This window comes from Clostridium sp., from assembly GCF_036660475.1.
In the GTDB taxonomy this organism is placed as follows: Bacteria; Bacillota; Clostridia; order Clostridiales; family Clostridiaceae; genus Clostridium_J.
Genome location: NZ_JAVXAO010000004.1, coordinates 299,562 through 313,053, shown reverse-complemented (window position 1 = coordinate 313,053; position 13,492 = coordinate 299,562). Strand labels below are relative to the sequence as shown.

At 31.3% G+C, this 13,492-nt stretch carries 12 protein-coding genes; 5 read left to right on the top strand and 7 right to left on the bottom strand.

The features are described from left to right. Positions 1-272: 272 nt before the first annotated feature. Positions 273-1,730, top strand: a complete 1,458-nt coding sequence (locus RSA29_RS08350) for a hypothetical protein (protein ID WP_346943692.1) — start codon at positions 273-275, stop codon at positions 1,728-1,730. A gap of 100 nt (positions 1,731-1,830) precedes the next feature. Here RSA29_RS08350 and uraA read toward each other — a convergent pair whose 3' ends face one another. Beyond that, complete coding sequence (gene uraA / locus RSA29_RS08345; RefSeq protein WP_346943691.1) at positions 1,831-3,144, bottom strand: uracil permease; 1,314 nt, start codon at positions 3,142-3,144, stop codon at positions 1,831-1,833. Positions 3,145-3,421: 277 nt separating this feature from the next. Between uraA and RSA29_RS08340 the strand changes: the two genes are divergently transcribed. Both RSA29_RS08340 and RSA29_RS08335 read left to right on the top strand, forming a co-directional pair. Next, a complete protein-coding gene (locus RSA29_RS08340) occupies positions 3,422-4,075 on the top strand; it encodes a superoxide dismutase (protein ID WP_346943693.1) in 654 nt (217 codons plus the stop codon). A gap of 78 nt (positions 4,076-4,153) precedes the next feature. After that, on the top strand, positions 4,154-4,642 hold the full coding sequence (locus RSA29_RS08335) for a dihydrofolate reductase (RefSeq protein WP_346943690.1): 489 nt from the start codon (positions 4,154-4,156) through the stop codon (positions 4,640-4,642). A 180-nt stretch (positions 4,643-4,822) separates the two neighbouring features. On the opposite strand, the gene RSA29_RS08330 is transcribed toward RSA29_RS08335, so the two are convergent. Continuing rightward, entirely contained in the window at positions 4,823-6,076 is a 1,254-nt protein-coding gene (locus RSA29_RS08330) for a radical SAM protein (RefSeq protein ID WP_346943689.1), read from the bottom strand. Positions 6,077-6,086: 10 nt separating this feature from the next. Then, on the bottom strand, positions 6,087-6,989 hold the full coding sequence (locus RSA29_RS08325) for a radical SAM protein (protein WP_346943688.1): 903 nt from the start codon (positions 6,987-6,989) through the stop codon (positions 6,087-6,089). Between the two features lie 252 nt (positions 6,990-7,241). Between RSA29_RS08325 and RSA29_RS08320 the strand changes: the two genes are divergently transcribed. Then, the gene (locus tag RSA29_RS08320; RefSeq protein ID WP_346933670.1) at positions 7,242-7,469 is read left to right on the top strand and encodes a FeoA family protein; all 228 of its coding nucleotides are present in this window, start codon (positions 7,242-7,244) and stop codon (positions 7,467-7,469) included. A gap of 16 nt (positions 7,470-7,485) precedes the next feature. After that, on the top strand, positions 7,486-9,612 hold the full coding sequence (gene feoB, locus RSA29_RS08315) for a ferrous iron transport protein B (protein ID WP_346943687.1): 2,127 nt from the start codon (positions 7,486-7,488) through the stop codon (positions 9,610-9,612). Between the two features lie 305 nt (positions 9,613-9,917). On the opposite strand, the gene RSA29_RS08310 is transcribed toward feoB, so the two are convergent. Genes RSA29_RS08310 through RSA29_RS08295 form a run of 4 tightly spaced genes read right to left on the bottom strand, consistent with a single transcriptional unit; the run spans position 9,918 to position 13,302 of the window. Beyond that, positions 9,918-10,628 carry an ABC transporter ATP-binding protein gene (locus RSA29_RS08310; RefSeq protein WP_346943686.1) on the bottom strand — a complete coding sequence of 237 codons (711 nt, stop codon included), beginning with the start codon at positions 10,626-10,628 and terminating at the stop codon, positions 9,918-9,920. Further along, complete coding sequence (locus RSA29_RS08305; RefSeq protein ID WP_346943685.1) at positions 10,615-11,418, bottom strand: ABC transporter ATP-binding protein; 804 nt, start codon at positions 11,416-11,418, stop codon at positions 10,615-10,617. The genes RSA29_RS08310 and RSA29_RS08305 overlap by 14 nt, the downstream gene beginning before the upstream one ends. A gap of 1 nt (position 11,419) precedes the next feature. Next, positions 11,420-12,412, bottom strand: coding sequence for a branched-chain amino acid ABC transporter permease (locus RSA29_RS08300; RefSeq protein ID WP_346943684.1), 993 nt, complete (start codon positions 12,410-12,412; stop codon positions 11,420-11,422). Between the two features lie 11 nt (positions 12,413-12,423). After that, the gene (locus RSA29_RS08295; RefSeq protein WP_346943683.1) at positions 12,424-13,302 is read right to left on the bottom strand and encodes a branched-chain amino acid ABC transporter permease; all 879 of its coding nucleotides are present in this window, start codon (positions 13,300-13,302) and stop codon (positions 12,424-12,426) included. Between the last annotated feature and the right edge of the window lie 190 nt (positions 13,303-13,492).

Below are 13,492 nucleotides of genomic sequence, written 5' to 3'. Positions count from 1 at the left end.
AAAACATAAAAACATAAAAACATAAAAACATAAAAACATAAAAACATAAAAACATTGTGATTCTAATAATTAATTTTAACTTTTGCAACTATTAAACTTTTAAAAAAATCCGCAGTAGAAACCTATAAATTCTCTTTGGATGAACTATAGCTCTTTTTCACATAATTTTTAACACACCCAATAGAATTTTAAGTTAAATACGTATATCGTTTACATCTTTTTTATAGTATTGTATAATAATATAAAAATGTATAATTTAGGAGGTATTAATTATGGAATATATTTTCCCAAATCCTAATGAAAAAATATGCATAGCAAAGTCTAAAGGTGACAATAATAATATTCCTAGCGGGGAGAAATTATCTAAAACCTCTCCACTTTATAAGAAAATAATTGAAGAGTTAGAATTCCCATTTCATCAATCAGTTGTTAAATTGAATCAATGCACAAGAAACTTAATGAAAGATACTATTGGGCCAAATGTATTATTTCTCTCAAATACTGAAGGTGGATTTGCAAATTGTGGACTTAACTTAATAGACTCAGATAAATCTGCTCACTATCCACATTTAAATTATGTTGATTTACTTATTGATGAAGAAAGTTTAAACAATGGTAACCTTAAAATTTTTAGCCATGAATTAGGCCATGTAATGATGTCAAATATATTTAAAAATTTCCCATCAAGTAATTCTTCAAAACAGCATGTCAGTATGGGTATAACTGATTATTTTATGGCTTTTAGCGAAGGCTGGGCGATTCATTTTGAAAAGTTGTCCTATGATTTTATTACACATTATAAAGAATTAAATAATTTAAAATATAGTTATGATAAAGACATATATAAATTATGGCAATGTGAAGCGGATTCTGAATTAAGACTAAATGGAGTTCTATGTAATACATATATTCATAGCAAGTTACTTCCAGCAACTGATAATTTAAAATTAAATATAACCGATACTATAATACTTGAACACACCTCAACGATTTTTGATAAAACAAAGCTAAAAAATTCACAAGAAATGTTATCTTGTGAAGGAGTTATAGCAACTCTTTTCTATAGAATAAGTACAAATAAGATTTTACAAAACAACTACCTATCAGTACAGTTCTACAACAACTTTTTGATTTCAAACATAAATGATAAATCTGATATAAAAGAATTATTTACACCCTTTGAAAACATTATGCTAAAAACTTTCTGGACATGGTATAAAATTAAAGATGACTTAAATGAAACCTCCGTTCCTTTTATTGAATTTATAAAAATGTGGTGTGAATGTTTTCCTGAAGATAAACAAGAACTACTAAAATTATTCATATCTACAACAATAGGAAAAACCATATCCAATGACCTTTCTGATATATATGAAAAGGCTGCATATAATGGAATGATAGGAAATATGAATGTCTTTATAAAAGATCTTAATGAATATAAAAAAACTTTTAATAATTTGTGCCACATGATAGAAAATGGTGATATTCCTATAGATAAAAATATAGGTAAGGAACTATGGATTGAAAATGCACATATAAAAATCCCTAAATATTTTTGGCTTGATGAAGAAATGATACCACTAAATATAAATCTTAATACCGTTTCACTCTATGATTTAATGAGCTTTCCTAAAATCACTCTAGAAAAAGCAACTGAAATTCTTAATGAAAGAACAAAAAAAGGATATTTTGAAACTATTGACGAAGTTGGACTAGACTACTTTATATAATATCCCTAATAAAATACTTTTAAAGAACTATGCTACTAAAAACTTTTATACTTTTTTCGTGCATTAAAAAAAGAGACCCTAGGGTCTCTTTAAAATCTATTTATTCATTCATTATTCCTAGCTTGTCGAAAATCATAAAGGATACACTTAATACTATCGCTACAACAGTAGCTAATCCCATACCCTTAAGTTCAACTCCAACATTAACTGTAATTCCACTTAAACCTATTATCATAATTACTGAAGTCATTATAAGGTTTCTTCCCTTTGAAAAATCAACTTTCTCCTCAATAAATGTTCTAAGTCCTGAGGTTGCAATACTACCAAATAGTAATAAACTAACTCCACCTAAAACTGGAGTTGGTATACTTCTAATTAAAGCAGATAATGTTCCTGAAAAGGCAAGTACTATTGAGAAAATTGCTGCTCCACATACTACATAAACACTATATACCTTTGTAAGTGCCATAACTCCTATATTTTCTCCATAGGTTGTTGTTGGAACTGATCCAAAGAATCCTGATATAGTTGTTGATATACCATCACCCATTAAACTTCTATTTAACCCTGGATTTTCTGATAAATCACTACCTACTATGTTACTAGTAACTGCAAGATGTCCTATATGCTCTGCAATTACCACGAATGTTGCAGGCAAAATCGTTACTATTGCATTTATATTAAATTTAACCAATTCAATCTTTGGTACTGTTAGTAGGCTAGCATTCTTAATAGTTTCAAAATCAACTAATCCTGCAAAACAGGCTGCTATGTACCCTACTACAACTCCTATAAGTATTGGTATTACCTTTAAAAATCCTTTTAATAAAACTGAAGATAATATTACTGTTCCTAATGTTATCATTGAAACTAAAATCCATGTTGGATTGTTAATTACACTATTCGCTCCACCTACTGCAAATCCAGCCATATCCGCTGCTGTTGGGGCTAATTCTAATCCTATAATTGCTACTATTGCACCCATAGCTGCTGGTGGAAATAATTTTTTAATCCAAGTTGTTCCAAACACACCTACTAAAGCACCTACTGCTGTAAACATAAGTCCAGACGCCACAAATCCACTTTGAATTTCTGCAAAACTTAATCCCTTACTCGTCAATGCAAATACAGGCGCTAAAAACGCAAAGCTTGACCCTAAAAATGCCGGTATTCTTCTTTTTGTTATAACCGCATAGATTAGAGTACCTATTCCATTAAAAAATAAAACTGTTGCTGGATCAATATTGAAAAGAATTGGAACTAAAACTGATGCTCCAAACATAGCAAACATGTGTTGAATACTAAGTGGAATAGCTTTTTTTAGAGGAACCTTTTCATCCACCCCAATAAAGCCTTGAGGTAAATCCGTTTCTTCACTAGAAGTTTTTTTTGCGATATGATTTGTATTATTCATAATATGCCTCCTTCATAGCCTCTCTGGACTATATTTAAAGTTTTTTAAACTATACCACTTTTTCTAGAATATATCAATATAATTAACATATTATTAACCTATTCTTATAAATTTAATATTTAATGTTTTACTTAGACCCTATTAATAGATTACTATTTTTATCTTCTTCCATAATTTATCTTAAATATTTAGTAAGCAATTAAACATACTATACTTGAGGTGATTAACATTGAAAAAATTCATACCACTAATAATGATATTAATAATCTTATGTCCCATGGTATCAATTAATGCCTACGGTTATGCTGCTGAAGAGGTAAAAAAATTCACACTTGAACCCCTTCCTTATGCCTATGATGCCTTAGAGCCATACATTGACAAGGAGACTATGACTTTACATCATGATAAACATCATCAAGCATATGTTGATAATTTAAACAAGGCACTTGAAAAGTATCCAGCACTTTATAATAAATCCTTAGTGGAATTATTATCTTCTCCTAATAAAATACCTGCTGATGTTAGAACTGCAGTATTAAACAATGCTGGTGGAGATTACAACCACAACTTCTTTTGGAGTATAATGGGACCAAATAAAGGTGGCGTACCTACTGGGGATTTAGCTAAGGCTATTGATCGTGATTTTGGTTCCTTTGATAAATTTAAAGAATCATTTTCTAATGCTGCCTTAGGCAGATTCGGATCTGGTTGGGCATGGCTACTATCTGATAAAAATGGTAAACTTTCAATAGTATCAACTGCAAATCAAGATACCCCAATACCATTAAATCTCACTCCTATCATAGCTATTGATGTATGGGAGCATGCTTACTATCTTAAATACCAAAATAGAAGAAATGAATATATAAACAATTGGTGGAATGTTGTGAATTGGGATAATGCACTTGACAACTATACTAAGAGAAAGTAATAACATTTAATTGAAATCCTCCTTATTTCTGTGTATTATTAGCCTAAATGAATCATTTATAGTAGGAGGATTTGTGTAATGAATTTAATAGCAGTTGTCGATAGCAATTGGGGCATAGGTTGTCATGGTGGCTTACTTGTAAACCTTCCAAAGGATATGGCTTATTTTAAAGAAAAAACCCTTAATAAAATAGTTGTCATGGGTAGTAAAACTGTAGAAACCTTTCCAAATAAAACGCCCCTTGTAAATCGTATAAATATTGTACTAACTTCAAGAACCGAAGGTTTTCATGAGGACTTTCTTTTATACCATAGTATAGATTCACTTATAGCTGCTTTGAAGGTATATCCAAGTGAGGATATTTTTATCATTGGCGGTGAATCTATTTATACCCAGCTACTTCCTTATTGTCATAGAGCATTTATTACGAAAATAGATGGATTTTATGAAGCTGATCGCCATTTCCCATCTTTAGATAAGATGTCAGAGTGGTCTTTAGTGGAGTCTATCCCCTTCATGGATAACAATATCCACTGTAGCTTTTGCCAGTACGATAAAATTAAATAATTATCTTAATTATTGTACTTCTAACTTGGTTTATCTCATTTTTAACTATTTTTATAGATTTCATCCTGTAATAAATCTCAAGAAAACCGTACCAAAATTATGGCACGGTTTTCTATAATTTAGACATCTTCAAAAATAAACAAGTCAGCATGTTAGGCTTGTTATTTGTTTTTAGATGCATTATTTTAATATAATTTGCTCTGGAAATGCTATTTTCCTTGAAACATTCCACATTTTATCTATATATGCAGTGGTATAAGCTTGTTCAATATAATGATAATAGTAGGCTCCTCTATTTGTAACATAAATCTCTTTTCCTTGTTTTTTTATAAACCCTAAGATTCTACAAATTAAAATTTCTAATCCAAATAATTTATTAAGAGAAACTCCAAAAAACTTTTTGAACTTTTCAGTATCTATTTTCATTGAATAGCAGCTCCAAAACAGATAGTAAACAGCTCTTTGCCTTAGTGAAAAATCTAGAGTTAATGATGTTGGTAGCTTCCCCTCTTCAACTCTTTTAATATATTCATCAATGGAAAATGTATTAATTTTAAATTGACTTTTTAATAAGGTTGTTGCGGATACTCCAAATCCTATAAAATTATCCCTTGTAATGGATGAATATTTACCCGTATTCTTCTTTGCAAATGTCCATACGGATGTACGGTCATATCCATTTCTTTCACAATAAGAAGTAATACTTCTTAGCATTTTCTTTTTTTTCACCTCTGACAATGGTTTATGAGTATTATTTGCAAAGGTAAAATCAATAAATGGGTAGGTTGAAATCTGAGTTCCTCCATTTGAAAAAGCAGTTGCTATATCCTCTTCTAAGGTTTTTTCTGTCTGATTTGGAATTGCAAAGATTAAATCTATATCTATAGTTTCAAAGTTAGAATCTTGTATAGTCTTGAAAATATAATTATAATCAGTTGGTTTTCTACCAATTGCAGATAAACAATTTTCATTGAAAGATTGAACACCTATACTAATCATTGTAACTCCAGCATCTTTTAACTTTTTTAAAGTCATAGGGTTGATGTCATCAGGATGCAGTTCAACGCCAATACCATCACTTATTATAAAATATTTCTTTATTCCTTGTATTATTTCTCCAATATCATCCACCATTAAAGCAGGTGTGCCACCCCCAAAATACAAGCTAGTAACTTGTTTTGGTTTACTCATAGTAGCTCCCACTATGTCAATTTCCTTAAGAAGTGCTGATTTATAACATTTGGCTTGGTTTTCATCATAAATAACTTTACAATATGGACAAAAACTACACAACCTGCGACAAAAAGGAATATGAACATAAAGTCCAAGTTGCTCTATATCTGCTATTTCTAATTCCTTAGAATATTCATTTGTAAAAATAAAGGGTTTTAAAGATCTTGTAAGCCACACCCTCATCATTGATGTTAATTTCATAACACTCCCCCTATATGTAGCGTAAATATGTCCTTAACATATCAAAAATAATCTTTAAATTACCTTGAAATGCAAGAGCGTATTCTGCTGCAAAAAAATATCCACACTTATCACAAAGATTTGGTACATCAATACATCTACCACAAGTAGACTTTTTACCATTTTCCATAACCACACACTGATGGCATGGAGTCGGAAAATTATTGTTAATAATATATGGAAAGGCACTTCTTAGATTAAAAACTGGAACTCCACTGTCCATCATTTTACCAATACTTGTACAACATTCTTCCTTTTCTTTAACTGTTAATGCAAGATTTTCTGTACCTGGGTAAGGTGTATGAAAATTAAATGAAACTGCTTTTATATTAGGTTGTTCTTTCGCAGTACTACAAACTGCTTCAATATCCCCTTTATTTAGTTTGTTAATTGCCATGTAAAGACAAATATTTGATGATGTAGCCCTACTAATATTCTCAATTATATTGTCATAGGTTTCCCCTCGAATTAAATCATGATTTTCTTTTCCACCATCAAGACTTAAAAGAATTAAGTCTGCTTCCGGCAAATCAATCTTAAAAGTCCCATTTGTTACTACATTTACAATAAGAAATCCCATTTCTTTAGCTTCAACTATTAAATGACGTATATTTCTGCCTTCACTTTCCCATAAAAAAGTTTCTCCCCCGCAAAAAAACAAGATGCGAATCCCTTCCTTGTATAAAGACTCCATCTCTTTTTTAATCTGAAAATATGGGTGTATTACTGATGTAATATTATTTACAGCACAATGTTTACAGGCTAAATTGCATTTATCTGTTAGTATTATTGTTCCAAGAATGGGCTTTTTTCTTTTAAATATAATTGTACTAATTCCAAAAACCCCAAACTTTATTAAGGATGTAATTTTCATTGATTTACTCCTTTATTCATTGCTAATATTTTACACTAATTGTACCATTTCCATATATCTTTTGCTATATTTTTTTATTTACTGTGGCTATTTCTTAGCCTAACCCACCTTATCTACTCATTAATGCTATATGTTGTTGTAACCCTCTTTAATATCTTCCATATATTAATTATATAGTAGTGGATACTTTATACACTAAACTAACTCAACTTACAGATTAATTTATATTTATATACCTAGGAGGTATTTTCAGTGAAAAAACTTACAGATATCGAGGTTGATAAAACCGTTAAAATAGAAAACTTGCTTTCCGATGGCTACCAAAGAGAAAGAATGTTAGCGCTTGGATTAACTAATGGAGCACATATCCATGTTGTAAGGCATGGTCCTAAGAATAATTTAACAGTCTATAATATTCGGGGTGCTATGATAGCTTTAAGAAAAGAAGAAGGAGATAAAATTATAGTTTCATATATCTAATATAGGAGGTTTAATTATGGGTTTAACTTATGATTCTACTAAAGTAAAATCACTTAAAGACATGTTTGACATAGAAAAAAAAGATAATCAATATGTCATTGCCCTTGCCGGAAACCCAAATACCGGTAAGAGTACCGTGTTTAATACCTTAACAGGTCTTAGACAACATACTGGAAACTGGCCAGGTAAAACAGTTTGTACTGCAAGAGGTGACTTTAGTTATAATAATAAAAACTATGCCTTAATAGACTTGCCCGGTATTTATTCACTATTTGCTGCTTCACAAGAGGAAATTGTAGCTCGTGACTTTGCATGCTTTGGAAATCCTGATGCAGTTGTTGTTGTCGCTGATGCTACCTCCTTAGAGCGAAATTTAAATCTAGTTTTTCAAATAATGGAATTAACAGATAAAGTAATACTTTGTATAAATTTAATAGATGAAGCTAAAAAGAAAAGCATATCTATTGATAAGGCTAAAATTGAAAAAGAACTTGGTATTCCCGTAGTATTAACCTCTGCCAAAAATGGATATGGAATTGATACTCTTTTAAGCACCTTAGACACTGTTGTATCTGGTAATTATAACTATAATAATAAAACTATAATCTATGATGAATATATTGAAAACACTTTAAATCTAATAGAGAGTGATTTACAAGAAACAATCCCATATATAAAATCTAGGTGGCTTGGCCTTAGACTTATAGATGGCGATGAAAGCATATATGCTTCTATGGATAGTTATATTGATGGCGATTATAAAGCAGCACTTAATAATATTAAAACTAAACTACCAAAACATATTGATAAACGTTCTACCAGGGATCACCTTAGTAAAATAACCTATGAACATGCTAAAAATTTGTATGACCATGTTATTTCTATAAATGACTCTAAAAAATTTGATAGAGATGATAGAATCGATAGAGTCATAACCTCTAAATTATTTGGTATGCCTCTAATGCTTCTTCTCCTTGGCATAGTTCTCTGGATTACTATTCAAGGTGCTAATTATCCTTCTAAAATGCTCTCTGATATTTTATTCTATATAGAACCTAAAATCTTCAACCTTTTAAATTCTATACACTTTCCTTTATGGTTAAATGAAATGATTACTTATGGAATTTATAGAACTCTAGCTTGGGTAGTATCAGTTATGTTACCCCCCATGGCAATATTCTTCCCTTTGTTCACCTTGCTTGAAGATTTCGGGTATCTACCAAGAGTTGCCTTTAACTTAGATCATCTTTTTAAGAAAGCTGGTTGCCATGGCAAGCAATGTCTTACTATGTGTATGGGCTTTGGCTGTAATGCAGCTGGTGTTATAGGCTGTAGAATAATTGAGTCCCCACGTGAAAGACTTATCGCTATACTTACTAATAACTTTGTTCCTTGTAACGGTAGGTTTCCTACATTAATAGCTATATCCACTATATTTTTCTCATCAATAATTACAAATTCATTTCAAGCCAATGCTTTAAATGCCATTTGTATAACTCTTACTATAGTAGTGGGAATTATCGTTACCTTGCTAGTTTCATTATTATTGTCCAAAACCTTGTTAAAAGGCGTTCCTTCAACTTTCACCTTAGAACTTCCTCCATACAGAACTCCTAAGATAGGTCGAGTTTTATATTCATCTATAATAGATCGTACTATATTTGTTTTATATCGTGCAGTTATTGTTGCAATACCTGCTGGTATCATAACTTGGATATTTGCAAATGTATATGTGGGTGACCTTAGTATACTTTCTCATGTCGGAAATTTTCTTAACCCTTTAGGTAATATGATTGGTCTTGATGGATTTATATTACTTGCTTTTATATTAGGATTCCCTGCAAATGAAATAGTGATTCCAATATTATTAATGGCTTATATGGCTACTGGAAATATGGTGGAGTTTAATAGTTTAACTGCACTTGGAGATGTGCTACGGGCTAATGGATGGACCTATTTAACTGCTCTAAATGTTATGCTATTTAGTTTGCTTCACTGGCCTTGTACTACAACCTTAATGACCATAAAGAAGGAAACTGGAAGTTTTAAATGGACCTTTGTTGGCTTTATCCTTCCTACTACTATAGCCTTTATAGTATGTTTTTTAACAACTACTTTATTTAAACTACTTGGAATTGCATAAATACTTATTATTTAACTACAACCACCTTTTAATTGATTCAAATATTAATGGCTCTAATTTATCTGCCAACGTTTCTACTTCTATCGAAGAAAGAGGATTAGTTATAAGCTTTGAAAATGAAATTCTCTTTGATATTGGTGATGCTAGCTTAAAATATAATCACAAAAATGAACCTACAACTGTCTCCTTGATGGTTGCAAGTTCATTTTTTTCACTTATATAATGCTTATATTTTATCATTCTAATATTTATTTCCCTGTATTATCAATTTATTTTAACCCCATCCTTAACAAGGTATTTTAATACTATTTGTTAGAAGTACCTAAGTAAGCTTCTGCCACTTTAGGATTATTTAATATATCCTTGGCATTGCCCTCCATTGTAATTTTACCTTGTTCTAGAACATAGGCTCTATCTGCAATTGATAAAGCTTTATAGGCATTTTGTTCCACTAGTAAAATTGTCTTTCCCATGGCTTTAATATCTTTTATTATGTCAAAAATAGTTTGTACTAATAAGGGTGCTAGTCCTAATGAGGGTTCATCTAACAATATAAGATCTGGATTGCTCATAAGCCCTCTTCCTATAGCTAGCATCTGCTGTTCTCCCCCGGATAATGTTCCTGCTATTTGTTTTTCTCTTTCCTTAAGTCTTGGGAAAAGCGTATATACCTTTTCTAAATCTTCCTGTATAAGTTTTTTATTTTTTCTTAGGTACGCCCCCAGTATAAGATTATCCTTTACTGTTAGGTTTACAAAAACTAACCGCCCCTCTGGAACATGGCATAATCCCATTTTCACTATTTTATTTGGTACTGTACCTAATGTTTCACCTTTATATTCTATAGTTCCAACTCTAGGCTTTAAAAAACCTGATACTGTATTTAGTAATGTGGATTTCCCAGCTCCATTAGCACCTATTATAGTAACTATCTCTCCTTGATTCACCTCTATATCTATTCCCCTTAGAGCGTGTATTCCGTCATAATATACATTTAAATTATTAACCTTCAACATCTGCTACACCCCCTAAATAGGCTTCTCTTACTTTGCTGTTATTTTGGATTTCCGCTGGATCTCCTTCTGACAGCTTGCATCCAAAATTAAGAACAACTATTTTATCGCATATTCCCATTATCAAATCCATATGATGTTCTATTAATAATATACTTACGTTGAATTTTTCTTTAATCTCCACTATTAACTCCATAAGCCTTTCTGTTTCTTCCGGATTCATTCCTGCTGCTGGCTCATCAAGTAGTAAAAGCTTGGGATTCGCTGCTAATGCCCTTGCTATTTCAAGTCTTCTCTGTATTCCATAGGGAAGATTGCTAGCTATTGAATCTCTTCTATCTGTAAGATTTAATACTTCCATTAGTTGTTCTGCCCTTTCTTTAATCATAAGTTCTTGTTTTTTCATTCTAGTTTTCTTGCTTAAAAATTTAGGCAAGGTTCCTAGTAACATAGCTTCCCAAAATGAATAATTCACATTATTATGGCAAGCCGTTACTATATTTTCATATACCGTTAACTTTTTAAACAACCTGATATTTTGAAAAGTTCTTGTTATTCCCATTTGAATTATTTCATGGGTTGGCTTTTTCTGTATTATCTCTCCATTAAATCGTATCTCACCGAAAGTAGTTGCATAAACTCCTGTTATAAGATTAAATATAGTTGTTTTTCCTGCTCCATTTGGACCTATTAAGCCTACAATGCTTTTTTCCTCCACTTTAAAGGAAACATCATTAACAGCTTTTAACCCTCCAAACTCCTTAGTTAAATTCTTTACTTCTAAAAGAGCCATGTTACACACCTCCCTCTTCATCTAACTTGTCTTTTTTACCCCATTGATTTTCATCTAATTTATCTATTTCATCTAATTTATCTATTTCGCATAATTTATCTGTTTCGCCTAATTTATCTATTTCGTCCGCTCTTCCTTTTTTCGCTATTCTATTTTTCAATTTCCTTATCCAACGTAAATTTAATTCTTTTCCACCCATTAATCCTTCTGGTCTTGCTATCATTATAAAAACTACTGCTGCTCCATAAATTACAAGTCTCCAATCTGCAAAACTTCTTAATAGTTCTGGAAGTGAAATTAATATTAGTGAGCCTATAACACTTCCCGATATACTTCCTAACCCACCAAATATAACTATAATTATAAGCTCAGTTGATTTTACTAAGCTAAACATCTTCGGCTGTAAGAACCCTAGGTAAGTTGCTAAAAGCCCTCCACCTATACCAGCTAGAAATGCACTAATAACCAATGCATATAACTTATATTTAAATACATTTATTCCTACCATTTTAGATGCTAATTCCTCTTCCCTTATAGCTACCATATTTCTGCCTTGTCTTGATTTCAATATGTTGGCAATTAGAATTATTGCTAGTATATCGAAAATAATTACAACTACTAGTGATGATTTTGTAGGTATACCTGGCCAACCTCTTGCACCACCAAAGAAACTAACATTGTCCAATATAAGTCTAATAGCCTCTCCAAATCCAAGAGTAGCTATACAGAAATAGTCACCTTTTAAATTTAAGGTAACTTTTCCTATAATAATACTTATGAGTGCAGCTACTATACCGCCTATTAATATTGCTATTGGAAATGGTATACTAAGTTTCGTTAACATTACTGCAGTTGTATACCCTCCTATGGCCATAAAGCCAGCATGTCCAAATGAAAACAATCCTGTAAATCCTGTCAGTAAACATAATCCTAATACTGGTAACATATAAATGCCCGCTAAGGTTAATATCCCTTGTAAATAATACCAACTCATAATTTACCTCCTTACGCCTTATCTTCTGTTACTTTGCCCATAAGCCCTGTTGGTCTTATGACAAGCACTAATATTAAAACTATAAATGCAATTAAGTCTCTATACTGTGAAGAAATATATGCAGCGGTAATAGTTTCGATTATTCCTAGTAGCACAGAGCCAAGTACTGCACCTGGTATACTTCCTAACCCTCCAAAAACTGCACCTATAAAGGATTTTGTAGTAATCACCCCTATTTGTGGATATACAGTATACTTCATTCCAAAAAGCACACCTGCTACCCCACCTAAAAGGCCGCCTAACGCAAATACCAATGTCATAATAAGTCCTGTATTAATACCTACTAATGCACTGGCTTTCATATTAAATGATGTCGCTCTTATGGCTTTACCTATTTTAGTAAACTCTATAATATATACAAGAAATAAAAGACAAAGTGCCGATATTATAAACATCATCAAATCAATTCTACCTATTGTTAATCCACCTAATTGAAATGGCTTCGCTGAAAACACTTGAGGATAGGTTCTAAAGGTTGGACCAATAGTTGCAATAACTAAGTTTTCTAAAAATATAGAAACTCCCATTGCGGATATTATAAAATATAAGAATGGTGCTTTTCTTTTTCTCAATGGATTATATGCTACTTTCTCTATAACAACAGCTAATATGGCCGCTGAAATTCCTGATAAAACAAAAGCAACTGGGAATGAAAATTGAAATAAAGTCATAAAAAAGAATCCAAAATAGGCACCAAACATAATTACTCCACCATGTGCAAAGTTAGAAAAATTCATAATACTATATACTAATGAATATCCCACTGCCATTAAAGCATATATACTGCCTATGGAAAGACCATTTATAACCTGTTGTAAAAAATTTATCATAGCTAATTCTCCTTATATTATTTTATATATTATGGTAGGTGCTAGAACTATTATTTGCTCAAAAACATTTATTGATAAGGCATCTAAAAATAAACAATAAGTCAAAATAGCCGAGGATACTGACTTATTTGTTTTTTGAAGACACCTTAAATAATTCTCTTAGCACCCACCACTTTAGCTTTCTAATCCT